Origin of the sequence: Desulfovibrio sp. 7SRBS1 (assembly GCF_049723905.1) — a bacterium.
Classification (GTDB): Bacteria; Desulfobacterota; Desulfovibrionia; order Desulfovibrionales; family Desulfovibrionaceae.
Genome location: NZ_JBJKFD010000001.1, coordinates 2,567,061 through 2,591,587, shown reverse-complemented (window position 1 = coordinate 2,591,587; position 24,527 = coordinate 2,567,061). Strand labels below are relative to the sequence as shown.

The window sequence follows — 24,527 nt, the reverse complement described above, 5'->3', positions numbered from 1 at the left end:
CCGGAAGGGAGGGGATACATGGCGATAAAAGTTGAAACGGAAAGGCTGCGCATACGGAACTTCAAGACCAAGGATGCCTCGGGGCTGTTTGCCTACTTTTCCTCTCCCCGTGTGAATTGTTTCCTTATGGAACAGGTCGGTACGCTGGCGGAGGCCGCTGACGGTGTTGCACGCAAAAGCAGGGAGGAATTGCATTTTGCCGTTTGCCTGAAGGCAACGGACGCCATCATCGGAGAGGTGTTCGCCATCAAAGAGGAACCGGACACGTATGGCGTGGGATGGATTCTCAACGAGCAGTACGAGGGAAAGGGATATGCCAGCGAAGCGGCAAGGGGGTTCCTCGATTTCCTTTTCACCAGCAGGGGAGCAAGGCGGATTTATGGATACGTGGAAGAGGACAATTTCCGTTCCCAAAAGCTCTGTGAACGCCTCGGTATGCGTCGGGAGGCACTTTTCATGGAATTCGTAACGTTTACAAGCAATCCTGACGGTACACTGAAATACGAAAATACCTTTGTTTACGCCATGTTGAAAAGAGAGTGGGAACTGCGTGGCAAGAGCAATGCACGGTTTTCCGGGCAACCTGAGAGTTGGTGATGAGATGCTTCGTAAGCGGCTGATGAGGTCGACGCAGTGAAAACATACAACACAAGGAGTTGTTATGAACATTGGGACTTTCGGTACGCAAAAAGCAAATGTTGAAGGGATGCAAAAGAATCAGCGCACAGGCCTGGATGTAAAGACGGACGCGGCAAAAGAGAGTGCGGTTGCCCAGGGGGATACCGTGGAAATATCCGAGGAAGGGCGTCGGAAATCCACGGCGTTGCAAACGGACGCCTCCGGCAAAGATTTGCCCGATGGGAAAGCCAAATCCGGAAAGAGTCCCGTCAATGGGCATGCCGCCGGCAGTGTGAACGTCGCCGACCTCAAGAACGAGCTGCAAAAGAAAAAGACCGAGGTCAAATCGAAAAAGGCGAAACTGGATGAGGCGACCCAGGCGGCAGCGAACGATCCCTCAAAGGAAGCGGGGATGAAAAAGCTTAAAAATCAAGTGGCTGAACTGGAAAAGGAAGCATCGAAGATTCAGTCCAAGGTGTATTCCTCGTAATGGTTGCAGCTCCCTGAATAAGTCGGGAAAAATGAATGCTCTTACCCATTGTTTGGGCATGGTTTTCAAGGGGCTGTGAGGTTGATTTTCCCTGGCTGAGTCATGAGTTTCAAAGGCTTGGAAGATTTTTCTTCCAGGCCTTTTTTATGGGATATAGAAATATGCAATGGTATCAGCTGGATGGGGTATCAGGCAGCCTGAGGGATATTGTCCGATTGGTGGCTGCATGGTGTGGTTTACGTAGGCTGGCAAAGTGGAGCCGCATGCTACGTTTCGGGCAGCCAAGCCGCATTTCAGCCTTTCCGATTTTGCGAGCGGCCATTGACACGGCTTTCCTTTCAATGGCATGGGAAAAACAATTAGGGACAGCTTTTGGACATGACCGTAATTGGCGCGTTACGGACATGTTCGTAAATAAATCTGCATAGCTACTGGAAACTGATGCAAAAAAGACTTGCCCTTGTCGGTCCGTCCGACTCCATGGAAATCATGCGGGAATCGATGAAACGGTTCTTTCCCGACGTGCCCTTCAATACCTACGTTCGGGAGCGCACCGAGGATGTCCACGAAGTTCTGGAGCAGAGCCAGAGCGAATGCGACGGTCTGCTCTTCTCCGGTGTCGGCGTCCAGGCGGCGGCCAAGGCCGGGGGCGTTCTGACAAAGCCATACACCCAGATAGAACGCGGTGCCTACAGCCTTATCCGTGCCTTTTCCGAAATACAGCGCCGCGGCCTCTCCTTTGACCGCATCAGCGTCGACGTCGTTACCCAGCAGGTTATTTCCGAGGTCATCCGCGAGTTCGGCATCCCTTTTGGCCAGGTGTACTCCATGCCCTTCACCACCGAGCACACCGAGCGGGAGTTCCTGGAGTGGCACCGCGAACTCCTGGAAACCAACAAGGTGGATCTGGCCATTTGCGGTTTCGGCTCGGTCTACCAGGAACTGGTCGGCCTGGGCTATCCCGTGTTCCGCATGCTCCCCAGTTCCCTGCAGGTCCGCGACACTGTGGAACATCTGCTCGGCGCCATTGCGGCCAGGGGACTGCGCTCGGCGGGCATCGCCATCCAGATCGTCCGCCTGTTCCGCAAAGAGGCGAATCCGGTCAACCAGTACGACCGCATGAAGGATGAAGGCCGTTTCTTTTTGGAACTCCTCGAATATGTCCGCGCCATCCAGGGCAGCATCTTCACCCTGGGCAAACACGAATACGTTATTTTTGCCACCCGCGGTGTCATCGAAAGCCCGGTGCATCTGGATTTGTTCGGCTCCCTGATAGCCTGGGGACGCAGGAACAACATCAATGTCTGCTCGGGCATCGGCATAGGAGTCACGGCCTTTGAGGCGGAAAAAGCCGCCCAGACCGCGATTGCCCACAGTCTCGAACGGGACCATGGCGGGATGTTTCTGGTCCATGACGATCAGATTCGCGGTCCTTTGGGAGAAGAGGACGAGCTCCGGTACCGCACCCGCATTGGCGACGACACCCTGCTGCGTATCGCCAACGAGGTCGGGGTTACGCCGACCTACGTGGACCGTATCCGGGCCATAATGGACAAGACAGGCAAAAACACCTTCGATTCCGCGGAACTGGCGGCATGCCTGGGGATAGGTGAGCGTAGCGCCCGGCGCGTGCTCAAGAAATTTTTGGACAGCGGCCACGCCATACTGGTGGGCAAGGAAAATTCCTACACGGTCGGGCGTCCGAAAAATCTCGTCCAGATCAATATTTAGGCCGAGGAAACGACATGTCCGGTTGCGGGCATATGTATGACGCGCCCCAAATGACAGCATCATAGTTGCTACAGACAAGGGGAGGGCAGAGCGGAGAGAGTTGAAGCAAGAGCCGAAGAGGGAAGAGGAAAAGCCAAGGCGCGTTCTGGTAGAGCGGTTCCGCCACGACAAGTGCGGCGGCGCTTCATCAAGCGCACTCATTTCAACACTAGGGAAAAACAACATGTTAGATGCAATCAAAAACGTGAAGATCCACCTGCTCGTGCTCGTATTGGTGGTTGCCTCCGAGCTGGTTGGCATTCTCAAATTCAACATCGGACCCGGCAAGCTGGTCCTGCTGCCCATGCTCTACGCCGTCTTCATCGGCACTTTTCTGGGCCCCAAATTTCTGAAGGTGGTCAAGGACAAGGACATGGAGCATGCAAGCTCTCTGATCTGCCTGACCCTCATGCTGCTCATGGCCCGTTACGGTACCCTGGTAGGGCCGAAGTTCTTCGAGATTCTCCATGCCGGGCCGGCTCTTCTTTTGCAGGAATTCGGCAACATCGGCACTCTGATCATCGGCATCCCCGTGGCCGTGTTCCTGGGGCTGAAGCGCGAGTCCGTGGGCGCGGCCCACTCCATTGCCCGCGAGCCCAACGTCGCCCTGATCGGTGACATCTACGGCCTGGACTCCCCTGAGGGACGCGGCGTCATGGGCGTGTACATCTGCGGCACGGTCTTCGGCACCATCTTTTTCGGTCTGGCCGCATCTTTCCTGAGTCTCCTGAACTGGTTCCACCCCTATGCCCTGGCCATGGCCTCCGGCGTGGGCTCGGCCAGCATGATGACCGCCGCGGTAGGCAGCCTCTCTGCCATCTACCCGGAAATGGCGGGCAAGATTCAGGCCTTTGGCGTTGCTTCCAACACCCTGTCCGGCCTGGACGGCGTGTACATGTCCATGTTCATTGCCCTGCCCATGGCCAACAAGCTCTATAAAATCGTGTACCGCATCAAGTTCGGCACCGCGCAGGAGGCGTAATAATGAATAAGATAATCGAATCCGCCCTCGTCCTGCTGATCGTGGCCGTCATCACCCTGGTGGGCAACCGCATCGGCTACGGCTTCGGCTTCATCGAAGCCCTGCCCGGCATGGCCGTGCTCCTGGGCATCTGTCTGGCAGGCATTTTGACCAGCCAGTATGTGTACAAGCTTCCGGCAGTCCTTTACGTTATCACCTTCGGCATGATCGTCACCATGCCTGGTGTGCCTGGAAGCGAGACCGTTGCCACCTGGGTGTCCAAGGTGAATTTTCTGGCTTTGACCACCCCCATCCTGGCTTATGCTGGCGTCAGCATCGGCAAGGATCTGCCCGCCCTGAAGCAGAGCGGCTGGCGCATCGTGGTGGTCAGCCTGTTCGTCATGGTCGGGACGTATGTCGCTTCTGCCGGCATCGCCCAGGTCGTGCTCAAATACCTTGGAGAGATCTAAATGCCTCTGAATCCTGAAATCGCAGCCCGTTTCGAGGAGCTGCAAGATATCCGCAGGCATCTGCATGCCTGTCCGGAGATCGGACTGGAAACAGTCCAGACCGTGTCCTTTGTGAAGGCCAAGCTGGACAGCTTCGGTATCGGTTACGAGGACATCGGCGTCAATTCCCTGCTGGCCAAGGTCCAAGGCCGGGGGCCGGGCAAGACCGTGGCCTTCCGCGGAGACATGGACGCCCTGGAGATAAACGAGGAAACCGGGCTGCCCTACCAGTCCGGGACCGCAGGGCGCATGCATGCCTGCGGCCACGACGGCCACACCACAACGATGCTGGCCTTTGCCCAGTACCTGGCCGACCACCGCGATTTCGACGGCACCGTGCTCCTGCTCTTTCAATCCGGGGAGGAAGGATTCGGCGGCGCGCTCAAGGTCATCGAGGACGGCCTGTTCGACAAGTACACCATCGACTGCATGTTCGGCCTGCACAACTGGCCGGGCTACGCAACGGACCAGATCGTGATCAGTCGCGGTTCCTGCATGGCCTCCGAGGATCGTTTCGACCTGACCATCCGCGGCAAGAGCGGTCACGCCTCGGTGCCGCACCTCTGCGTGGAGCCTTTCGCGGCTGTGGCCGACTTCATCAAAGGGGCGCAGACGATCATTGCGCGCAAGGTCTCGGCCCACGACAAAGCGGTCATCAGCACCACCCAGGTGCATGGCGGCAGCGCGTACAACATCATTCCGGACGAGGTTGTCCTGCGTGGCAACGTGCGCACAACGGAAGGCGGGGTCCAGGACCTCATCGAGGAGTCCCTGGGGCAGCTGGCCCAGGGCGTGGCCGCCACCTACGGGGTGCAGGCGAATTTTGTCTATCACCGGAAGCATCCGGTACTGACAAATTCCTTGCCCGAACCGGCCATACGGGCCGCCGCACGGGTGGTGGGCGAGGAAAACGTGCTTACGGACGAACTCCCGGCCATGGGCAGCGAGGACTACGCTTTTTATACGGAGCACACCAAGAGCTGCTTTGTGTGGATCGGCAACGGCACTGATTCGCCCGTGATTCACAACAGCAAATACGACTTCAACGACCAGGTCACCCTGGTGGGAGCCTCCTTTTTCGTGGAGCTTCTCAACGAGGTCATGCAGCAGGCATAAGGCTGCCAGTCATCCTTGGGGATACCCCCCAAACCCAGCCAGCAAGACAGCCCCGTCCCGCAATCCGCGGTGGCGGGGCTGTCTCATTCTGATTCACCCGCGGCCACCCGGAGCAGGAATGGATTCCCTGAAAGAATTGTACAAGGGGGGCCTTCACACACCATCCGCCATGGGGAAGGTGCATCTTACGGACTGGATTATCGGGCGGATATTGTGGGCCGGGCAAAGATGGTCTGGAATCCGGAAAAGGTACACGCCTTCCCCACGAGCAGCCGGGGCTTTGAGTCCTCCGACGGGCAGGGCGCGGCAAGGATGCGCGGAACAGCTAAGCTTGTTTCGAAAACGGGTATGGAGGGCAGTTGGGGCTGGAACCTCGGGTGCCGTGGGGCACAACAATCAAACTCTTCTGAACAGTCGCAAGATAAAAATAAGAATCACCGCGCCCACTGTTGCAGTGACGATTGCCCCGAGCAGTCCGCCGGAGCTGATCCCAAGAAACTCGAAAACGTATCCGCCTATCACCGCCCCAAGAATACCGACGACGATATCTCCGATGATGCCGAATCTCCCTTTCATAAGCATCCCGGCCAGCCAGCCTGCAACCAGTCCTACCAATACGAACCCCAATAGACCAACCATGAAATCCCCCTGAGATTAAAAATAATTTCATTTATTTTTATAGTAGCATGCATAACAAAAAATAACACTATAAATAAACTCGATGGGCGATTACGGAATTGTCCTGGGAACATTGGACGTGTTCTATGAACCCGAAGCCGGACGACCATAGTCTCGTTCGGCTTCGGGCTGTTGGATTGGTTTAAGAAACGGTTAGCCCGGCAAGATATTGAAGTACAGGCTGTCAACCTTCCCCCCGTTTTTACCGGGGTATGGCTTGGGTGTTGTTCCCTGTTGTGTTACTCGCAGCAAAGTCAATGGCAAACGTTTTGCTCCATTTAATTTGAAAGGATTGATTTGTTGTGTCGTACAAAAATAAAGAGCTTTGCAGAGTAAGGACGATAACGACTTTTTTGTCTCTGAGTGAGGAAAAGGAAACCTGGAAGGACGCCATTTTCAGGGCCTCTCGGTTTTGCGCTTCCTTGACCGAGGAGCTGAAGAACAATGGCTATCTGGTGCAGTCTGTCAGGATCGTCACAAATCCATTTGGAGAATACCTCAACACGGAAAGCCTTGAGGGGGCAAAAGCCGATTTGGATTATCTCAGTCGGTTGTTGCGTACAACCGCTTCGTCAGGCGTTCGGCTGCGGTTTGCCATAGGGGAAGCCAAAACAAAAAAAGAGATAGAGATACTTCCGGATTTGATAAAAGAGTTCGGCGACTTGTGTAATGCGTGTGTCAATGTGGAGCTTGATGAGCATGGCATACTAGATAACGAGTTGATACGGTTATCATCCAAAGCCGTATTGAAGATAAGCGAGCTTACCCCGAGGGGGGAAGGGAACTTCAATTTTACAGTCAATTTCAATTGCAAGCCGCTTATACCCTACTTTCCGGCAAGTTATCATAAAAAGGAATTGGGGGACTGCTTTGTCATAGGGCTCGAAACACCGGATCTGCTGGTCAAGGTTCTTGAAGACTTTAATCAGGGAGCAGCCTCTCTCGATCACAATGCCCGATTCAAGGGCTATTATGATGTCATGAGCATAGCCCTTCAGCATCACGTGTCGAATGTCCATGACATTGTCAGAAAGGCAGGGGATGAATATTCATTCACCTTCTCGGGTTTTGATAGTTCGGCTGCTCCTTCAAAAAACTGTGCGAGCATGGTTGCAGTGTATGAGCAAATGGGAGTGGAATATTTTGGGGCCGCAGGCACAGTTGAGGCTTCATCTCTCCTGACCCGTGTTTTTAAGTCCGTTGAAGGTGTCGATTTGGTAGGCTTTTCAGGGCTGATGCTCGCCGTTACCGAAGATACCGGTCTTGCGAAGGGAACCATTGACTCCCTCTTTGATATCCGTTCCTTGCTCACATACAGTGCTGTGTGCGGTATAGGGCTCGATACTGTCCCCATTCCCGGCGATACCCCCGAGGGGAAGATCTCGGCGCTTATGCGGGATACGGGGACAATGGCCTACCGGTTGAACAAGCCCCTCACAGTCAGACTCTTTCCCGTACCAGGCTTGTCTGCTGGCGACATAACGAATTTTGAAAGCGACGACCTGTGTAACTGTGCGGTTCTTGCCGTCCCGTGAATCAGGGTGACGCCATACCTGTTTGTTGGAACTGTTAGAACTGCTGGAATTGTTGGACGGCTTGCGTTGTTTGGAAAGCGAGCAGGTACGCATTCATCTGCACTGCTCCGCCCCAAATTAGGGCAACCAAACGCCTTTAACGCTCTGGCGCGTCCATTCACATTGGCAGAAGCTCGCCGATCCGCGCCGACATGGACGGCCTGGGAATAACCAAAGAGACCGGGCTGCCCTACCAGTTCTGGACCGCAGCGTGGCTGCATGGCGCGGCCACGACGGCCGACCACCACACCAACGGCATGGTCTTCGAGGCTTCGGACGTTTCCGGGGAGCATGGCTCCAGCTCTACTTCAGCTTCCCTCCACACGACTGGCGGATAACAAGTTTGCTTTCCAGTACAACCTTGCGAGTGGGGCGTTTGGGGTCTTCAATGCGTTTGAGCAGCAGTTCGCAGGCTGTTTGGCCGATGGCGTAGGTCGGTTGTTCAACAACCGTAATGGCCGGACGGGTCATGGATGTCCAGATTGATTCGTCAAAACTGGCAAAGGCCACGGATTCGGGCACGGAGAGCTCCTTATCGCGAATGGCGCGAAAAGCCCCTGCGCCGAGCAGGCCATTGCTCGTTATAATTGCGTCCGGTGGGGTGGGGCCTTCAAGCATTGCCGTTACCGCCTCATGCGCGGCAATGTCTTTTGCAGGCAGGGTCTTGCTGATAAAATTTCCCTCCTCGATTCCGGCCTCGCGCAGGCCGTCTTCAAAACCGGCCTTGCGCTGTGCTCCTGTGGCACTGCTGTCCCCAAAGAGAGCTGCAAGACGTTTGTAGCCATGGGCAAGCATATGGCGGGTAAGATCAAGGGCAGCCTGGCGATTGTCTATCAGCACCATGTCTACCGGACAGCTCTGAACCTGGCGGTCAATCACCACCATGGGGGAGGTATGGTTCTGGGTCAGCTCGAAGTTTTCCGACAGACGCAGGGTAGGAGCCAGTATGACCCCGGCAGCATTTTCATTCTGCATCATTTCCAGATACATACGTTCTTTTTCATGGCTCTCGTCGGTGTTGCAAAGGATTACATTGTAATTGTTTTTTTGGGCAACATCTTCAACCGCGCGGGCAACTGATGCGAAGAAAGGGCTCTGGATGTCCGCAACAATCAGCCCGATATATGTGGATTTCTTGGAGCGAAGCCTTTGTGCTGCCCGGTCGGGCTTGTAGTTGGTCTTTGCAACCACTTCCAGCACCTTTTTCCTCACTTCCTGCCGAACATTCGTCTTTCCGCTCAAAACCCTGGAAACTGTCGCGGTGGAAACCCCGGCTGCTTCTGCAATGTCTTTTATTTTCATTTGTTACCTCTTCTCTTGCAAAATAATATAATCGATTTCATATTTTTTTCAAGGTGAGTGGGTGGTGAAACATCTAACCCTTTATAATAAAAAATAATTAGGCGCGGCAGGCCTTTGGGGTGCAAGTGTTTACATTTTTCATTCTTCGTGTATACTGAATCCTAAATTGAAACCTCACCAATGAGTACATGGTCAGGGGTTTTTTAAACAACCAAGATGTAATCGATTACAAACTTATTTCAGAGTAATCGGTCCGCGCATGGGAGGCAGCTCATGGTTGCAATGAAAGAAAGTAGCATCCTTTTGGGGGCAACGGCTTCGGGCAAGTTTGAAGCTATTGAAAAGGTCGGTGAAATCCTTGTGAAAGAGGGGGTTATCGAACCTGGATACATAGAGAGCATGAAACACCGCGAAGCAGTGGCCAATACTTTTCTTGGCAATGGAATTTCCATCCCCCACGGGCTGCCGGAGAACAGGGATGAAATTTTGAAGACCGGGGTTGCGGTAATGCAGGTGCCTGACGGGGTGATCTGGAATCCCGACGAAATCGTCCATCTCGTGGTCGGGATAGCTGCAAAATCTGACGAGCATATTGAAATTCTCACCAACCTGACCCATGTGCTGGATGACCCTGAAACCGTTTCGCGTTTGGCCATAACTCAAGACGCTGCGGAGATTGTCCGGGTGCTGAGCGGTGAATGCCCTGTCCAGCCCCGGCCGGCGCCCACTTTTGACGTTTCCGATTTCGATGCCTCGATAGATGTGACCATCCAGGGCGAGCATGGTCTGCACGCACGTCCGGCAACATTCTTTGTGGACATTGCCAAGCAGTTCAGCTCGGAAATTCTGGTGGAATTTGATGGCCGTTCGGGGAACGGCAAGAGCCTTGCCTCGTTGCTCAAGCTGGGAGTGTCCGGCGGAAAGACCATCCGTATTCACGGTAAGGGGCCTGATTCCGCTCTTGCCCTGTCTGCCCTCAAGGACGCTGTCGATGCCGGTCTGGGGGAGGATGCGGAGGAAAAATCCGTACCTCAGGTTGCGCATGGCTGGATGCCCAAAAGTGTGAAGCAGACCATCCCGGGGTGTACAGCTTCTCCGGGACTGGCTTCCGGGCCAATTCACCAGCTTACCCAGCAACGTATTGTTGTTGAGGCCTTGGCAAAGGACCCGCGGCACGAATCCCAAGCGCTTGCCCAATCCATAGCTGCGGCCCGCCAGAATCTCCGTCATCTGTATGAAGAAGTCCGCGCCAAATCAGGCGAACCTCGGGCTGCAATCTTCAAAGCCCATGAGGCTTTTCTGGATGATCCTGAAATGCTGGCTGAAACAGAGGGGCTTATCCGTAGCGGCAAGAGCGCCGGATACGCATGGCGCCAGGTCATTGACGACCGCGTGCGGGCCATGGAGCAGCACGACGATGAGCTGCTGGCTGCTCGGGCCATGGACCTGCGCGATGTGGGCCGCCGGGTGCTGAAGCATCTGGCAGGGGTTGTGCAGGACGAACCTTTCAAGCCGGAATCCCCGGTTATCCTCATTGCCGAGGACCTTACCCCGTCGGATACCGCGCAACTTGATCCGTCGCTTATTCTGGGGTTCTGTACGTCAGGCGGCGGTCCCACCTCACACTCGGCCATTATTGCCCGTTCTCTGGGAATCCCAGCCATTGTCGCTGCCGGTCCCAGCCTGCTGGAATTGAAAAATGACACACTCGCCATTCTGGATGGCGATTCCGGCAATCTTTATCTGGAGCCAAGTCCGGAGGACATACACACCGCAGAGGAAGCACGGCTCCAGCTGGAAGAGTTGCGTGATGAGGAATACCGCACTCGTTTCGAGCCTGCCCTGACCACTGACGGCGAACGAGTGGAAGTTGTCGCCAATATCGGCAAGGTCAGCGAAGCCGAAAAGGCGGTCAATGCCGGAGGTGAAGGGGTCGGGCTGATGCGCACCGAATTTCTTTTTCTGGAAAGGGAGACCCCGCCGGACGAGGAAGAACAGTACCAGAGCTATAAGGCCATGGTTGAAGCCTTGAACGGTCTGCCCATCATCATCCGTACTCTGGACATCGGTGGTGATAAAGCTGTTTCGTATCTGGATCTGCCCCCGGAAGAGAATCCCTTTCTCGGTGAACGGGGCATTCGTCTGTGCCTGAACAGGCCGGAAATGTTTTTGACCCAGTTGCGGGCCATTTACCGGGCCTCCAAGTACGGCCCCATCAGGATCATGTTTCCCATGATCGCGACCCTGGAAGACCTTGAAGCGGCCAAACGGTTGGCTGAAAAGGCCCGGATCGAGGTCGGTGCCGAGCCGCTGGAAATAGGAATCATGGTCGAGGTGCCTTCTGTGGTCGCCATGGCCCGCGAGTTTGCCCGCGAAGTGGATTTCTTTTCCGTCGGGACCAATGATCTTACCCAGTACACCATGGCTATCGACCGTGTGCACCCCACGCTTGCCGCCAAGGCGGACAGCCTCCATCCGGCGGTGCTGCGCTTGATTGATCTGGTGGTAAAGGCCTCGGACGAGGCCGGAATTTGGACCGGAGTCTGCGGCGGGCTGGCCGGAGAGCCTCTTGGTGCCGCAATTCTTTCCGGGCTTGGGGTCAAGGAGTTGAGCATGGTCGTACCCAGCATCGCCGCGGTCAAGTCCCGTCTCCGCTCCATAAGCATGGAACAGGCCCGGGAGCTGGCCCAAAAGGCCCTTGGCTGCCGCAACGGCAAGGAAGTGCGGGCTCTCAGCCTGCCTTAGCGTGGAAAATATGGCTACGAATAATCATATTGTAACCGTTACCATGAACCCGGCCATTGATTTGGCCTGTTCGGTTCCGGATTTTACTGCCGGAAAGGTCAACCGGGTTGCATCACATCAGGTTGATGCGGCGGGCAAGGGCATAAATATTGCCGTACTGCTGCGCAAGTTCGGGCTGCCGGTAACCGTAACCGGATTTCTGGGCAGCGATAACGCCTCCATATTCGAGAAAAAGTTTAAGGATGAAGGGATAACCGATGCCTTTGTCCGCGTTCCGGGGGAAACACGTATCGGCATCAAAGTCCTTGATCCGCACACCGAATCAACCACGGACATCAATTTCCCAGGCCTGTCTCCTGATGAAGTCCATGTGCGGGAATTGACTGAAAGGGTGGCCAAGCTGGCCGCACAGGCCTTCATGGTTGTCATCGGGGGCAGTCTTCCGGCCACTGTTTCCCCGGATGTGGTTGGGGAACTGGTCCGGGTAATCAAGGCTCAGGGGGCAAAGGCTGTGATCGATACCAGTGGCCCGGCACTCTTCAGTGGCATTGAGGCCGCGCCGTGGCTGGTCAAACCCAATGATGACGAATTGTCCGAGCTGGTTGGTCGGCCCATGAACAAATTGGACGATATTGTGGGGCAAATGCGGACCATGAACAGGGCCGGTATTGCCAATGTGGCGGTTTCCCTGGGGGCACGCGGGGCCGTGTTCGTGGATGGTGAAGAGGAACTTTTCGCAAAGCCGCCGAAGATCGAACCGGTCAGTACCGTGGGGGCCGGAGATGCCATGATTGGCGGGCTTGTGGCGGGAGCGGCACTTGGTCTTGGATTGAAAGAACGGGTGCGGCTTGCAACATCATTATCTGCAGCCACAGTGGCGCAGGTCGGACCGAGCCTTAAGAGCATTGATGCAGCAAGGGAACTGGAAGAGCAGGTGGTTGTTGAAACAATAAGCTTGTAATGGAGAAATGTTATGTCAAAAATCGTTGCCGTAACAGCGTGTCCGACCGGAGTGGCCCATACCATTATGGCTGCTGAAGCCCTGAAAAAAGTCGGGGCCAGCATGGGCCATGATGTGGAGGTTGAAACACAAGGTGCCGAAGGCGCAAAGGATGTGCTCAGCCAGGAAGCCATTGATGCGGCCGATGTGGTCATCATAGCCGCGGACATCCATGTTGATCCGGCCAGATTTCAGGGGAAGCCCATGCACGCGGTTTCCACCAGTGAAGCTGTGCGCAAGACCAAAGAGGTGATTGAAGCTGCTCTTAAGGACGCCGAGGAATTTGTCGTTGGACAGGCTGCCGCAGAACCGGAGAAAGGGCGCAAATATATTATCGGGGTCACCTCCTGCCCCACGGGCATTGCCCATACCTTTATGGCTGCCGAGGCCTTGCGCAAGGCCGCTGAAGCACTCGGCCATGAGGTGAAGATAGAGACGCAGGGATCGGTAGGTGCCAAGAACGTCCTTACCGAAGAAGACATAGCCCGCGCCGATGCTGTTGTTATTGCTGCCGACGCGTTTGTCGATTCCAAACGGTTTGCGGGCAAGCCGCTTTATGAAACCGGAACCAAGGCCGCACTCCACGACGGCAAACAGGTCATCAAATCCGCACTTTCTGCCGCTCCTGTTGTCCACAAGGATTTGGGTGGGCAGGTGGAAGAGCTCAAGAAAGAGCGTTCCGCAGCCCGTACCGGTCCGTACCGCCATTTGATGACCGGTGTTTCCTATATGCTTCCGGTGGTTGTGGCCGGTGGCCTGCTTATCGCTCTGGCCTTTGCATTCGGCGGTATTTACGCTGGTGACCATGAAGGCACGTTCGGCTGGGCCCTGATGCAGATTGGCGGAGCGGGTGCTTTTTCCTTGTTTGTCCCGGTACTTGGTGCGTTTATTTCGTATTCAATCGCCCAGCGTCCGGGTATTACTCCGGGGCTGGTCGGCGGGCTGCTGGCTACCAATGTCGGGGCCGGATTTCTCGGTGGTATTGTGGCCGGTTTTATTGCTGGTTACCTGACCCAGTTTCTCAATGACAAGATCAAGCTGCCGCAGAACCTGCAAGGTCTCAAGCCGGTGCTGATTCTGCCTTTCCTGTCCACACTGGTGGTTGGTCTGTTGATGATTTACGTCATTGGCCCGCCGGTCAAGATTGCCCTGACCTCTCTTTCCGAATGGTTGCGGGCCATGCAGGGGACCAGTGCTCTGGCTTTCGGTTTGCTGCTTGGCGCCATGATGGCCTTTGATATGGGTGGTCCGGTGAACAAGGCTGCCTATACCTTCGGCGTTGGTCTGCTGTCGGCAAAGATTTATGCGCCCATGGCTGCGGTAATGGCTGCGGGCATGACCCCGCCGCTGGGGCTTGCCTTGGCCGCAACCCTGTTCAAGAGCCGTTTCACCAAAGAGGAACAGGAAGCAAGCAAGGCCGCTTTTGTTCTTGGCATTTCCTTTATCACCGAGGGCGCCATTCCCTTTGCCGCGCGTGATCCCTTTCGGGTCATCCCTTGCATCATGCTCGGCTCGGCAGTAACCGGAGCCATTTCCATGACCATGAAATGCACCCTCATGGTTCCCCATGGCGGTATCTTTGTGCTGCCCATCCCCAACGCGGTCAGCGGGATTCTTCCGTATACCGCGGCCATTCTGATAGGAACGGCTGTCACCACCGCCGCTCTTTATGTTGCCAAAAAGCCGCTTGTACAGGCTGAGTAGCTGTATACCGACGGCAGATCTTTACTGATGAACCTCCCTGGCCTGAATGGTCGGGGAGGTTCTTTGGTATACACGTTGAAAAGTTACGTATTGCCAGGCTTCGCAATGGCTGGATGTCGGCCTCTGGCGTGGCCGCATCGCACAGAGAGAGTCTGCTGCTTGGGGCTACTTGGGCTGCCTGGTGGTCTTTTTGTAGTAGTCACCCACGGCCTCGTGCAGGGCATTGGCGGCCAGCCAGGCACAGTGGTACTCGTCGGTGGGCATGCTGCCCAGGCTTTTCAGAACCGTTTCCCCGTCAATGTCGGTGAGTTCGTCACAGAGTTTGCCCACTGCCAGCTCGGCAGCCATGGAGCCGCTGATGTTGCTGGACCTGCACCCGTCGGTGTCGTACCCGGCGTCGAGCACCTTGTCGTCTTGTATATACAGAAATATCCGGATGGTATCGCCGCATTCCCCTGTGGATGCGCCCTCGTAGTTCCCATTGGCGGGTTTTCCCTTGCGGGGCGGATTTTGCCAGTGGTCATAGCCTGTCAGCTTGAAGCCGGTGTTGGTTTTCCCGGCATTTTCAACCTGTTGTCCCTGTGCGTTGGTATCGAAAGTATCCATTTCTTGTCCGTTTGATGCTGTCTGTGTGATGCTGTCTGGGCTCGTGTCGCGTCCGCTGCATTCTTCGTGTTAAAAATAACAGCAATAGCGACACGTCACATGGTGGGCAGAGCCCGGCCTGCGCGAACCTGAAACCCACGTTTTTCAGGTTCGTGGTCCTCCGCAAGATACGTCATATTTTGCGGCCATCACATTCGAGAAATAAATTGGGAATGTGTGTGCCAAGCTGTGGAGACGGCGCTGTGTGCTCAACCCTCTTTGTGCACCTGCTTGGCGGTCTTGTTGTAATAGTCGCCCAAGGCCTCGTGCAGGGCCGTGGCCGCCAGCCAGGCACAGTGCTGATCTTCGTCGGGCAGCTTGCCCAGGCCGTTGAGAACCATCTCTCCGGTAATTTCGGCGGCCTCGTCGCAGGTTTTGCCCGCGGCCAGCTCGGCAGCCATGGAAGCGCTGATGGTGCTGGACCCGCACCCGTCCGTGCCGAAGCCGGCGTCGACAACCCGGTCATCTTCTATGTGCAGAAATATCCATATGGTGTCGCCGCAGCCTCCGGTGGACTCGCCCTGGTAGTTTGTCTTTTCGGGCTTTCCCCGGTGCGGAGGGTTGCGCCAGCGGTCGTACCCGGCCTGCCCATAGGCATCGATGGTTTCTTCGGTAATCTTGGACTGCAGCTCGTCTACGATGTCATCGAAACTGGTCATTCTGTTTCGTCCGTTTGTTGGATGTCATATTCGGCCTCCGAACCGGCTTTGCCACAAATGATGTGGAACCGGTCCGGGAGCCGCAATATACAGATACGGCCGATGGTTGGGAAGAAGGCGAGGGGCACGCCGCTCGTTACCGCATGTATAAATGCTGCGGATGTAACGGACGCGATACTAGGAAAGCTTTTCCGCGCCCGAGTATGCTTCTTCCACACGCAGGACAGCGGCGGCATGGCCGGGATGTTTTGCGGGGTTCCAGCTCTTCATGTCGTCAAAGATGGGACCTTCCTTGATGTACTCGATCTTGCCCTTCACCTGATAGGCCTTGCCGTCGTTGGTGATGAACAGGATGGAGCCCTTGCTTCCGGCCAGGATGTTTTCCTGCGTTTTCTTGAAATAATTGTCTGCAACAACGATTGAGCCGTCATCAAGCATTTTGGTGCACGTGGCATAAATGGAGTTCGGGGTTCCATTGGTGTCTACAGTGGTCAAAATGAGAGGGCCTTTCCGTTCGCTCCATGCGCTGATAACTGCATTGGGTGTAGTGGACATTTTGTTCTCCTTTCTCCTGAGAAAAACACTGTGCGAAAATGCCGTGTTGTATCTGGAGTAGCGATTGGTCGGATGTGTTTGAGCGGGGGGATTGAACTCTGCGCAGTGTGGTCCATTCCGTAGGGGATGGTTTTCCCGCCTGTTAGGGGCACTATCAATTTTTCTTTGCTGGGTACATGGGAAAATATTGATTTCAACAGGTGGTCGTTACGGGCGCGATGCTAGCACTCTTTGGCCCGCTTCCAGGGCCGCGAGTGCTGCAGAGCAGACGGCAATGGCCGATTCTGTGTTTTCGGCGGTAAATTCCGTGTCGCCATGGGTGAATATGGCCCGCCACGAGCTTTCGGTCAGCGATTTGGGGCACAAATCCTTCAGGCGGAACCCGTAGCCTTTGGACTCCATGAATTCGGAGATCTGCAAGGCCGTGTTGATGTCTGTGGTGGGCGCGTCGGAGAGTTCGAAATCCAGGTATCCGGCGAGTTTTTTGTTCAGATCTTCAAGGCTGTATTCGGCCATGGGAGTCTCCTGCTGGTATTCACAAGCTGTGCCTGCGTCTGAGGTAACGCGCTGTATGGTTTCGGAGGGCGACTTTAAACAATCACCGCTTGCTCGTACACCGCTTCCACCCGCTGAAAAATATTGTCCCAGGTATAGGGCGCTGTCAGTCTTTTTATGAGCGTCTTATCGGGCCTGCCGTCTGTTTGTGCGGTGCGGATGGTTTCCGCAAGGGCGGTTGCCAGCCGCTGTTCCAGCAGGGGCATGTCTTCGGGGTGGGGTGTGTCTATGGTTTGCAGCGGGGGCAGGGGGATCATGCGCAGCAAGTCCTCTATGCCTTTCATTTGGCCGCTATGGCTGGAAAAAAGCTCCCTGGCTCCGGGCAGGTCCGTGGTGACAATCCGGCAGCCGCAGGCCAGGGCTTCCAGCAGCACCAGGGGGAGCCCCTCGAAAAAAGACGGCAAAACAAAAATTTGTGAGCGCCGCATCAGCTCGCCCAGGTCATGGTGCGAGAGCACGCCGTGCACGGTGACACGGGGGGCCTTGGGGCCGATGGGGTGCTCGGGGTGGGGGGCACCATTGTCCCCGTCTGGCTTGTGGTTCAGTTGGGCGGCAAGCTGCAGGCAATGTTTCTTTTCCGGGCCGCTGCCGCCGCCCACCAGATGCAGATGAAAGGGCAGGTCCTCCAGCCTTTGCAAACTGTGCAGCAGCCAGGGCACGCCCTTGGCCTGGTTCAGTTTGCCTGCGTAGAGAATATGCACCGGTTCCTGACTCGGTTCTTTCTGGCTTTCCGAAGTCGTATAAAAAAATTCCTGATTGAACCCGCCGCTGATGGTCGTTATCCGCTCTTTGGGCAGGTGCAGCAGCTCCTGTATTTCCTGTTTTTGCCGCTCGAACAGGGCAATGACCCGATCGACCTTAGCCAGGTCGTCCAGCAGGGAGCGGCTCAGTTCCGGGCACAGGTTGTGTTGGCGCAAACAGGTGCCGTGGCAGGTGGCAACCAGAGGTGTGTTCGGCGCAGCCCGTTTGGCCGCAGCCGTTGCCATCCACAAATGGTTGGTGTGGATCACATCCGGGGCAAACTGCTCCACGGCCCTGGCAACAACCCGTTCAAAGGCCGCCATGTAGGCTGCAATCTCTTCCGGATTCAAATCCCCGCAAACCGTGCTGGGGTAGGGCATCACGTTGCTCATGCCCACCACCTTGAAATGCAGGTCCGCGCTTTCGAAACGGACAAACATGCAGTTGTCCGGGGCAAGCAAATCCGCAATGGAATTCTGCTCCATGGAAAAGTCTTCAGGCACGCCTGCCACCAGGAAAGGAGTATGCCCTTTTGCATTGCATTGCTGCATCAATTCCAGCACATATTTCCCGCTCCCGGTAAAATCGGGGATCTGACATAAAAGAAATAATATTTTCATGTATCAACTCATAAGAAAGAAGTTGGGGAAACTCAATAGGGATCGACGTTTCTCAATGCATGCGGACCTTTCATATCTGGCTTAACTATTTGTTCTGACGGGCTCTTTTTTGTAAAAAATAAAGTATGACCATAAAAGCGGAAATACAGGTGGATTCCCTGCTGGAGCACGGCACCGGGCTGCTCAACGAAGATGTCCTTGTTGTGGAGGACAATCTTTTTTGCGTATTCGACGGCGCCACCAGCCTGAGTCCGGAAACCTACGAGCACGGATATACCGGCGGCTACCTGGCCTCGAACCTTGCCGGGGAGGCCTTTCGGCAGAACAACGGCAGCTTGCTGGAACTCTCCCAGCGGGCCAACCGGCGCATTCACAGAGCCATGGTAGAGCGCCACGTGGACGTATCGAACAAGGGAAAGCTGTGGAGCACGAGCGCGGCAGCCGTGCGCATGGGCGAGGATTCGTTCGAGTGGGCGCAGATTGGCGATTCGCGCATCCTCTGCATAATGGAAAACGGCGACTTAGAATCCGTGTGCGAGATTCGTGACCACGACGTGGAAACATTGTGCCTGTGGAAGGACGTCTGCCAGTGCACTTCCGAGCCCATTGCCGAGGCCCTGCACGAACAGATTGTAAAGGTCCGCTCCCGCATGAACGTGGATTATGGCGTGTTCAGCGGCGAGCCGGAGGCCATGGATTTTTTGCAGACCGGAACGCGCGACCTGTGCGGCGTGAGCCATGTGCTGCTCTTTACCGACGGCCTGCTTGTGCCCAAGGCCGACCCCTTGCAGCAGCGCGATTTTGACACGTACATCGAACTTTTCCTTACGTCCGGCCTCAAGGGCGTTCGCGACTACATCCGCAGTGTGGAGGCGACCGACGCGGGTTGCCGCGCCTACCCCCGCTTTAAAATGCACGACGACATTGCGGCAATCGCCATCAGCGTATAAATACACCTGCAGCAACATCTCTTCTGACCATTATTTGACCATACTATTATCGGCAATCACTCAACCCGATGGAGGCTGTCTCATGCGCATTGCTCGTCGCATCCGTGCAATGGTTCTGGCTTTGCTTGTTTGTGTCTTGGTTCCTGTGGCGGCAATGGCTGCGGACAGCAAGCTGGAAGACAAGGTTGTGGTCTATTCCACCCACGGCGAATCCATGCTGGAGCTGGTGGCGGACGCTTTTGAAAAGCAAACCGGCGTACGTGTCGAGTTCATCAATCTGAAGGGTGAACTTGCCGACAGAGTACGCGCGGAAAAAGCCAATCCCCAGTCCGACGTCATGTACGGCGCTCCCTCCTCCGTTTACCAGGAGCTGAAGGGCGAGGACCTTTTCGTGCCCTTCACCCCCACCTGGGCGGACAAGATCAATCCGCTGTTCAAGGACAGTGAAGGGTATTGGTACGGCACTATCCAGACGCCGGTGCTCATGTTCTACAACAGCGACATGATGAGCAAGGCCGACGCCCCACAAGACTGGTGGGATCTGGCCGACCCTAAATACAAGGGCAAGATCGTTTCCCGCAACGCGCTGTCCTCTTCCGCCCGCGCCACCTACTCCGCCCTGTTGCAGCAGTTCGAGAAAAAGAACCAGATGGACAAGGGCTGGAAATTTCTCAAGGCCATGGATGCCAACGTCAAGCGCTACTACGGCAGCGGTTCGCTCCAATTCCAGGCCGTGGGCCGCAAGGAAGCGCCCATCAGCTTTGCCGTGCTCAACTCCATCATAGACAATAAAATCAAAAACAAGATGCCCCTTGAGATCATCGACGCCCAAAGCGGCTCCCCGGTCATCACCGACGCCATTGCCGTCATCAAGGGCGCAAAGCATCTCAACGCGGCCAGGGCGTTCGTGGAATTCGCAGGCGGCGCAAAGGCCCAGGCCATGCTTGCCAACAAGTTCAACCGCATGCCCACCCTTCCCGAGGCCATTGCCGCCTCGCCCAAGTGGATGGGCGAAATCAAGTTCCGCGTCATGGACGTGGACTGGGGCGCGCTGGCCTCCAAGCAGTCCGAGTGGATGCAGCACTGGGACATGGAAGTGAAAGACTCCGGCAAAGACAAGAAATAGGGGCAGTACATGGGGACTGTCGTCCTTGACGGGGTGGGGAAATCCTTTGATGGCGTGTGGGCCTGTTCGCAGGTGGACCTGACCATTGAAAAAGGGGAATTCTTCACCTTTCTCGGCCCTTCCGGGTGTGGAAAAACAACATTGCTGCGTCTGATTGCGGGGTTCATCACCCCGCAGTCGGGCGCGGTGTATATTGACGGGCACGACGTCACCCATTTGCCGCCGGAAAAGCGCAACGTGGGCATGGTGTTTCAGAACTATTCCCTGTTCCCCTACCTGAACGTGCGTCAGAACATAGAGTACGGGCTGACCATCCAGAAAAAGTCGGCCCGCGAGCGCAAGGACATCGCCTCGCTCTACATGGACATGGTCGGGCTGGCCGATTTTGGCGAGCGCAAGATTTCCGAACTCTCGGGCGGCGAACAGCAGCGTGTGGCCCTGGCTCGCTCTTTGGCTGTGGAGCCGGAAGTGCTCTTGCTGGACGAACCGCTCTCCAACCTGGATGCCCGCCTGCGCGACAAGATGCGCGCGGAAATAAAGGCCCTGCAAAAGCGGCTGGGCATCACCACCATTTTCGTTACTCACGACCAGACCGAGGCGCTAACCCTCTCCGACCGCATTGCCGTGTTCGACAAGGGGCGGGTGGTGCAGGTGGGCACGCCGCACCAGGTCTACGACACGCCGCGCAATGTGCTGGTCGCCAAGTTTGTGGGCGATACGAACATCTTTTCCGCCACGCTGGATAACGGCACGGCCCGCCTGGAGAACGGCATGTCCCATGGGGCGGAAAGTGGGCCGGAAAGCAGACTGGAACTGCGTGTTCCCTCGGCGGAAAACGGCACATGCCATCTTTCCATCCGGCCGCAGAACATCCGGCTGTCGCACACGCCGGTAAACGAGCCCAATTCGTTCAAGGTGCGGCTGGTGGAGCGGCAGTTGAACGGGCTGTGGATAGATACCATTGTCCAGGTGGGGGAAATTACCCTGCGTGTGGCCGAACTCAACACGGTCTCTTTAGCTGCGGGGCCGGAGCCACAGCCGGGGGATACGCTTTGGGCGACCCTGCCCGAAACAGCCATCCGCCTGCTTTATGAGTAGAGGCATGGAGAATCGGGATAGGGCGGAGCGGACGGCATGAACCATTTGCAACGCAAAATCATTCCCGGACTGGGCGTGCTGGCGCTGCTGTGGGTGCTGGTGGGCTATATTCTGTACCCGGCCCTGACCACGCTGCTGAAAAGTCTGGATGTGGGCGGCGGGGCAAGTGGCGGGGGCGACGTCTGGGCCATTGGGCTCGCCCATTATTGGGATTTCTTCACCTCTCCCACCAGCCTGATGGTGCTGCAGAACACCCTGGTGCTGGGCGCGCTTACCGTGGTGCTGTGCGGGGTTGTGGGCGCGGGGCTGGCCTTTCTGGTGCACTATTTCGAGTGCCCATACCGGGAATTGTTGGACAAGTTGCTGCTGCTCCCGGTGATCATGCCGGGCATCATCATTGTCTTCGCCTTTGTGCAGCTGTACGGCGAAAGCGGCCTGGTGACCAAAACCCTTGAGCTGGTATTTGGGTTGGGCAAGGCCCCGTACGAGTTTTCCGGGCTGGGCGGCATTTTGTTCGTGCACGTGTACACCCAGTACGTCTACTTTTACCTCACCGTGTCCCTGGCCATCCGGCAGATTGATTTTTCCATCGTGGAAAGCGCCCGAATTCTCGGTGCCTCGCGCGCCAAGGTCTTCACCTCCGTTATTCTGCCCTGCGTGGCGCCCGCGCTCATCATTTCCGCGGCCGTCACCTTCATGACCGGCATTGGTTCCTTTGCCGCGCCAAGCATCATCGGCGGCGGATACAAGGTGCTGACCACGCAGATTCTGCTGTCCAAGGCCAACAACTACATGGAGGTCGCAGCCGTTCAGGTGGTTGTGCTCACGGTCATTTCCATGGGCTTTTTCGGGGTGCTGCGCTGGTACGAAAAACAGCGGCTCTTTACCGGGTCGGTCAAGGGTGTTCCCTTTCAGCCGGTGGCAATACGCAACAGGGCGCTGCGCTGGTTGGCGCACGGGCTGAAAATTGCGCTGGTGCTGCTTATTCTGCTGCCATTTGGCACCATCATCGTGCTTTCGTTCGTGGACTCGGCATCGTGGATGGTGAGCATCTATCCTCAGTCGTTCTCCCTGGACAACTTTGTCACGATCTTTTCCAACCACCGCAAACTCCAGCCGTTTGTGAACAGCATCGAGATGTCGCTGCTGGCCGCTTTCCTGTGCCTGCTGGTGGCGGTGCCCTCGTCGTGGATCATCGAGAAAACCCGGCTGCGGGGCAAAGGGCTCATCGAGTTTCTGGTGGTGCTGCCGTGGGCCATGCCTGCCAGCGCGGTTGCCATCAACCTGATTACCGCGAACAGCACGCCCAACATTTTCGCCTTCAACTCCGTACTGGTGGGCGCCTCCGTGCTGCTTCCCCTGGGTTATTTCATCAAGTCCCTGCCCATTGTGGTGGAGGTTACACACATTTCCTTTCAGGGGCTCAACTCCACGCTCATCGAGGCTTCCAAAAGCCTGGGCGCGTCGTGGACCACCACCTTTCGGCGGGTCACGCTGCCCATCATCTATCCCGGGCTTCTGGCTGGGTTCCTGTACGCGTTCGTACGCAGCATCGGGGAATACACGGTGTCCGCGTTTCTCTACAACGCCTCCAACAAACCCATGTCCATTGCCATGGTCAACGCCATTTTCGAGTACGAAATAGGCCTTGCCATGGCCTATGGTGCCTTGCTCATTGCGCTCACCGTCTGCCTGAGTCTGCTGATAAGCCGGTTCAGCCCCTTGGGAAAAGACCGCTAGGATTTTGCCGGGAGGAAGGCAGCCCGCAGATGGGGGCGAAATTCACTGTTGCGGGAAAACGATTTTAATTTCCACTTTTTCTCGCTTCCCAGCTCCCGGATGATGCGGGATATCGCTTGCAGGGCCGGGAAGCCGCGCCCTGTGCGGGTTGCTCCGCCTTGCCAGAAATCGTACCCTGAGGTAGGTTTTCGGGGATATGGGCGTTCCGCCAGGGTGGTACGGAGGTCCGTATAAAGCCAATGGATGCGGAAGAATTTTGCCGCAATGCAGAGCAAGGACGGAGGCAACGGCATGGCCGGAAAGATCAAATTTATCAGGGCTGTGACGGGGGGAGCAGCGGCTGTAGGCATTCTCACTTTGGGTATTTTTCCGGGGTTTCCCCTGGTTGATGGACTCAGCCAGAGTCCGGCCACGACCCGGCATCTCGATGCCAGCAGGATTGTGGTGAACGTGCGTCCCCATTTTACCCCTTCGGACTATCCGCACGTATACAAGGTGCGCAATTCCGATGGCGTTTTAGCTGATGCGTCCGATAGGAACCAGGGGGCCGGGGAACTGAAAGAACGCGACCTTTCCGCGCGCGATTCCGTGGAAGTGGCGAGTTCCGGGAATGAATCCCCAGAACCATTCACTGTCTCATCCACTGCACCATCCAATGAATCGGGCGCCCCTCTGGGCCAGCAGCTCGCCTTGGCTTCTCCTGCGCCGTCGGTGTCTTCCGGAACAGTTGAAGAGCAGGCCATAACACCTGCCCCGCAGTCACCAACGCCTGTTGTTTCTGAAAAATCCGCTGCAACCGAACCCGCAGCCATAAAGGCTGCACCTGGGTCCAAGGCTTCGGTTGCGCCCAAGGCATCCGTAGTCACCGTCTCCAATGTTCCGGACATCAGCCTTGTGCCGGTGCACGATGGTTCCGCCATTTTGCGGATAACCAGCACGGCTCCGCTTTCTTTTTCCTCTTTTCGTCTGAAGAGTCCGGCGCGTCTTGTCATCGACGTGAAAGGCTCGTTCCATCACAAGGGCGCGGCCAAGATTGCCCTGGATGCCTCCGGCGTCAGCCGGGTGCGGGCAGGAAAGCATCCCGGCACGTTCCGGGTGGTGCTGGACCTTGTCGGTGCCGACACGCCGGTTCCTGAAATCCGGGCCACGGATGCGGGGCTGGAAGTTCTCGCCCCTCAAAAGACTGCGGGGCTCGATTCCTGAGCCGGACCGGGCAGAGGCATTTCAAGGTAGGGTCTATTTTCAGGCGGAGACAGACGGCGGCTTTTATACCGACCCGCCACCCATGCCCTCGCCATTCAGGCCGCCCCGTCACCCGTCGCGTCTTTTCCTTTTCTCCGGTCCCTTCCTCTCCGGCCTTTTTCCATCTGG

At 56.3% G+C, this 24,527-nt stretch carries 24 protein-coding genes; 17 read left to right on the top strand and 7 right to left on the bottom strand.

The features are described from left to right. Positions 1–18 precede the first annotated feature (18 nt). From ACI0FJ_RS11680 to ACI0FJ_RS11650, 7 genes are all read left to right on the top strand, one after another. Positions 19–597, top strand: a complete 579-nt coding sequence (locus ACI0FJ_RS11680) for a GNAT family N-acetyltransferase (protein WP_424303499.1) — start codon at positions 19–21, stop codon at positions 595–597. A 187-nt stretch (positions 598–784) separates the two neighbouring features. Next, a complete protein-coding gene (locus ACI0FJ_RS11675) occupies positions 785–1,108 on the top strand; it encodes a hypothetical protein (RefSeq protein WP_424303497.1) in 324 nt (107 codons plus the stop codon). A 35-nt stretch (positions 1,109–1,143) separates the two neighbouring features. Further along, a complete protein-coding gene (locus ACI0FJ_RS11670; protein ID WP_424303494.1) occupies positions 1,144–1,536 on the top strand; it encodes a hypothetical protein in 393 nt (130 codons plus the stop codon). Between the two features lie 13 nt (positions 1,537–1,549). Next, entirely contained in the window at positions 1,550–2,839 is a 1,290-nt protein-coding gene (locus ACI0FJ_RS11665; protein WP_424303491.1) for a hypothetical protein, read from the top strand. 223 nt (positions 2,840–3,062) lie between these two features. Beyond that, positions 3,063–3,860, top strand: a complete 798-nt coding sequence (locus ACI0FJ_RS11660) for a DUF3100 domain-containing protein (protein ID WP_424303488.1) — start codon at positions 3,063–3,065, stop codon at positions 3,858–3,860. A 2-nt stretch (positions 3,861–3,862) separates the two neighbouring features. After that, the gene (locus ACI0FJ_RS11655; protein ID WP_424303485.1) at positions 3,863–4,309 is read left to right on the top strand and encodes a hypothetical protein; all 447 of its coding nucleotides are present in this window, start codon (positions 3,863–3,865) and stop codon (positions 4,307–4,309) included. Then, the gene (locus ACI0FJ_RS11650; RefSeq protein ID WP_424303482.1) at positions 4,310–5,464 is read left to right on the top strand and encodes an amidohydrolase; all 1,155 of its coding nucleotides are present in this window, start codon (positions 4,310–4,312) and stop codon (positions 5,462–5,464) included. A 396-nt stretch (positions 5,465–5,860) separates the two neighbouring features. Here the strand turns inward: ACI0FJ_RS11650 and ACI0FJ_RS11645 are convergent, their stop codons facing one another. Further along, positions 5,861–6,103: a GlsB/YeaQ/YmgE family stress response membrane protein gene (locus tag ACI0FJ_RS11645; RefSeq protein WP_424303480.1), complete on the bottom strand. Its 243-nt coding sequence runs from the start codon at positions 6,101–6,103 to the stop codon at positions 5,861–5,863. 341 nt (positions 6,104–6,444) lie between these two features. Here ACI0FJ_RS11645 and ACI0FJ_RS11640 point away from each other — a divergent pair, with 341 nt between their 5' ends. Further along, positions 6,445–7,677 carry a DUF711 family protein gene (locus ACI0FJ_RS11640; protein ID WP_424303477.1) on the top strand — a complete coding sequence of 411 codons (1,233 nt, stop codon included), beginning with the start codon at positions 6,445–6,447 and terminating at the stop codon, positions 7,675–7,677. 191 nt (positions 7,678–7,868) lie between these two features. After that, positions 7,869–8,054, top strand: coding sequence for a hypothetical protein (locus tag ACI0FJ_RS11635; protein ID WP_424303474.1), 186 nt, complete (start codon positions 7,869–7,871; stop codon positions 8,052–8,054). Here the strand turns inward: ACI0FJ_RS11635 and ACI0FJ_RS11630 are convergent. Beyond that, complete coding sequence (locus ACI0FJ_RS11630) at positions 8,020–9,018, bottom strand: LacI family DNA-binding transcriptional regulator (RefSeq protein ID WP_424303472.1); 999 nt, start codon at positions 9,016–9,018, stop codon at positions 8,020–8,022. The two genes, ACI0FJ_RS11635 and ACI0FJ_RS11630, sit on opposite strands and share 35 nt — an antisense overlap. A 273-nt stretch (positions 9,019–9,291) precedes the next feature. On the opposite strand from ACI0FJ_RS11630, the gene ptsP reads away from it, so the two are divergent. The 3 genes from ptsP to ACI0FJ_RS11615 are packed head-to-tail and all read left to right on the top strand — an operon-like array spanning position 9,292 to position 14,467. Continuing rightward, a complete protein-coding gene (gene ptsP / locus ACI0FJ_RS11625; RefSeq protein ID WP_424303469.1) occupies positions 9,292–11,763 on the top strand; it encodes a phosphoenolpyruvate--protein phosphotransferase in 2,472 nt (823 codons plus the stop codon). Between the two features lie 10 nt (positions 11,764–11,773). After that, on the top strand, positions 11,774–12,724 hold the full coding sequence (gene pfkB / locus ACI0FJ_RS11620) for a 1-phosphofructokinase (RefSeq protein ID WP_424303466.1): 951 nt from the start codon (positions 11,774–11,776) through the stop codon (positions 12,722–12,724). A gap of 12 nt (positions 12,725–12,736) precedes the next feature. Beyond that, positions 12,737–14,467 carry a PTS fructose-like transporter subunit IIB gene (locus ACI0FJ_RS11615; RefSeq protein ID WP_424303463.1) on the top strand — a complete coding sequence of 577 codons (1,731 nt, stop codon included), beginning with the start codon at positions 12,737–12,739 and terminating at the stop codon, positions 14,465–14,467. Between the two features lie 165 nt (positions 14,468–14,632). Here the strand turns inward: ACI0FJ_RS11615 and ACI0FJ_RS11610 are convergent, their stop codons facing one another. From ACI0FJ_RS11610 to ACI0FJ_RS11590, 5 genes are all read right to left on the bottom strand, one after another. Beyond that, complete coding sequence (locus ACI0FJ_RS11610; RefSeq protein ID WP_424303461.1) at positions 14,633–15,073, bottom strand: iron-sulfur cluster assembly scaffold protein; 441 nt, start codon at positions 15,071–15,073, stop codon at positions 14,633–14,635. A gap of 248 nt (positions 15,074–15,321) precedes the next feature. After that, entirely contained in the window at positions 15,322–15,771 is a 450-nt protein-coding gene (locus ACI0FJ_RS11605) for an iron-sulfur cluster assembly scaffold protein (protein WP_424303458.1), read from the bottom strand. A 177-nt stretch (positions 15,772–15,948) separates the two neighbouring features. After that, on the bottom strand, positions 15,949–16,326 hold the full coding sequence (locus ACI0FJ_RS11600) for a pyridoxamine 5'-phosphate oxidase family protein (RefSeq protein WP_424303455.1): 378 nt from the start codon (positions 16,324–16,326) through the stop codon (positions 15,949–15,951). 207 nt (positions 16,327–16,533) lie between these two features. Further along, positions 16,534–16,842: a hypothetical protein gene (locus ACI0FJ_RS11595; protein ID WP_424303452.1), complete on the bottom strand. Its 309-nt coding sequence runs from the start codon at positions 16,840–16,842 to the stop codon at positions 16,534–16,536. A 74-nt stretch (positions 16,843–16,916) separates the two neighbouring features. Continuing rightward, on the bottom strand, positions 16,917–18,242 hold the full coding sequence (locus ACI0FJ_RS11590) for a glycosyltransferase family 4 protein (RefSeq protein WP_424303449.1): 1,326 nt from the start codon (positions 18,240–18,242) through the stop codon (positions 16,917–16,919). A gap of 125 nt (positions 18,243–18,367) precedes the next feature. Between ACI0FJ_RS11590 and ACI0FJ_RS11585 the strand changes: the two genes are divergently transcribed. From ACI0FJ_RS11585 to ACI0FJ_RS11565, 5 genes are all read left to right on the top strand, one after another. After that, positions 18,368–19,192, top strand: coding sequence for a protein phosphatase 2C domain-containing protein (locus ACI0FJ_RS11585; protein WP_424303447.1), 825 nt, complete (start codon positions 18,368–18,370; stop codon positions 19,190–19,192). An 82-nt stretch (positions 19,193–19,274) separates the two neighbouring features. Next, positions 19,275–20,318, top strand: a complete 1,044-nt coding sequence (locus tag ACI0FJ_RS11580; protein WP_424303444.1) for an extracellular solute-binding protein — start codon at positions 19,275–19,277, stop codon at positions 20,316–20,318. Between the two features lie 9 nt (positions 20,319–20,327). Next, positions 20,328–21,416 carry an ABC transporter ATP-binding protein gene (locus ACI0FJ_RS11575; RefSeq protein WP_424303441.1) on the top strand — a complete coding sequence of 363 codons (1,089 nt, stop codon included), beginning with the start codon at positions 20,328–20,330 and terminating at the stop codon, positions 21,414–21,416. A 36-nt stretch (positions 21,417–21,452) separates the two neighbouring features. After that, complete coding sequence (locus tag ACI0FJ_RS11570; RefSeq protein WP_424303438.1) at positions 21,453–23,156, top strand: ABC transporter permease; 1,704 nt, start codon at positions 21,453–21,455, stop codon at positions 23,154–23,156. A gap of 264 nt (positions 23,157–23,420) precedes the next feature. Continuing rightward, positions 23,421–24,359 carry an AMIN domain-containing protein gene (locus ACI0FJ_RS11565; protein ID WP_424303435.1) on the top strand — a complete coding sequence of 313 codons (939 nt, stop codon included), beginning with the start codon at positions 23,421–23,423 and terminating at the stop codon, positions 24,357–24,359. Positions 24,360–24,527: the final 168 nt, after the last annotated feature.

Coding starts and splice junctions, on each gene's coding strand:
- ACI0FJ_RS11650 (WP_424303482.1), top strand. CDS start 4,310: ATGCCTCTGAATCCTGAAATCGCAGCCCGTTTCGAGGAGCTGCAAGAT.
- ACI0FJ_RS11595 (WP_424303452.1), bottom strand. CDS start 16,842: ATGGCCGAATACAGCCTTGAAGATCTGAACAAAAAACTCGCCGGATAC.
- pfkB (WP_424303466.1), top strand. CDS start 11,774: ATGGCTACGAATAATCATATTGTAACCGTTACCATGAACCCGGCCATT.
- ACI0FJ_RS11655 (WP_424303485.1), top strand. CDS start 3,863: ATGAATAAGATAATCGAATCCGCCCTCGTCCTGCTGATCGTGGCCGTC.
- ACI0FJ_RS11665 (WP_424303491.1), top strand. CDS start 1,550: ATGCAAAAAAGACTTGCCCTTGTCGGTCCGTCCGACTCCATGGAAATC.
- ACI0FJ_RS11580 (WP_424303444.1), top strand. CDS start 19,275: ATGCGCATTGCTCGTCGCATCCGTGCAATGGTTCTGGCTTTGCTTGTT.
- ACI0FJ_RS11565 (WP_424303435.1), top strand. CDS start 23,421: ATGCAGAGCAAGGACGGAGGCAACGGCATGGCCGGAAAGATCAAATTT.
- ACI0FJ_RS11585 (WP_424303447.1), top strand. CDS start 18,368: ATGACCATAAAAGCGGAAATACAGGTGGATTCCCTGCTGGAGCACGGC.
- ACI0FJ_RS11600 (WP_424303455.1), bottom strand. CDS start 16,326: ATGTCCACTACACCCAATGCAGTTATCAGCGCATGGAGCGAACGGAAA.
- ACI0FJ_RS11610 (WP_424303461.1), bottom strand. CDS start 15,073: ATGGATACTTTCGATACCAACGCACAGGGACAACAGGTTGAAAATGCC.
- ptsP (WP_424303469.1), top strand. CDS start 9,292: ATGGTTGCAATGAAAGAAAGTAGCATCCTTTTGGGGGCAACGGCTTCG.
- ACI0FJ_RS11660 (WP_424303488.1), top strand. CDS start 3,063: ATGTTAGATGCAATCAAAAACGTGAAGATCCACCTGCTCGTGCTCGTA.
- ACI0FJ_RS11575 (WP_424303441.1), top strand. CDS start 20,328: ATGGGGACTGTCGTCCTTGACGGGGTGGGGAAATCCTTTGATGGCGTG.
- ACI0FJ_RS11615 (WP_424303463.1), top strand. CDS start 12,737: ATGTCAAAAATCGTTGCCGTAACAGCGTGTCCGACCGGAGTGGCCCAT.
- ACI0FJ_RS11630 (WP_424303472.1), bottom strand. CDS start 9,018: ATGAAAATAAAAGACATTGCAGAAGCAGCCGGGGTTTCCACCGCGACA.
- ACI0FJ_RS11670 (WP_424303494.1), top strand. CDS start 1,144: ATGCTCTTACCCATTGTTTGGGCATGGTTTTCAAGGGGCTGTGAGGTT.
- ACI0FJ_RS11680 (WP_424303499.1), top strand. CDS start 19: ATGGCGATAAAAGTTGAAACGGAAAGGCTGCGCATACGGAACTTCAAG.
- ACI0FJ_RS11590 (WP_424303449.1), bottom strand. CDS start 18,242: ATGAAAATATTATTTCTTTTATGTCAGATCCCCGATTTTACCGGGAGC.
- ACI0FJ_RS11570 (WP_424303438.1), top strand. CDS start 21,453: ATGAACCATTTGCAACGCAAAATCATTCCCGGACTGGGCGTGCTGGCG.
- ACI0FJ_RS11645 (WP_424303480.1), bottom strand. CDS start 6,103: ATGGTTGGTCTATTGGGGTTCGTATTGGTAGGACTGGTTGCAGGCTGG.
- ACI0FJ_RS11605 (WP_424303458.1), bottom strand. CDS start 15,771: ATGACCAGTTTCGATGACATCGTAGACGAGCTGCAGTCCAAGATTACC.
- ACI0FJ_RS11635 (WP_424303474.1), top strand. CDS start 7,869: ATGGACGGCCTGGGAATAACCAAAGAGACCGGGCTGCCCTACCAGTTC.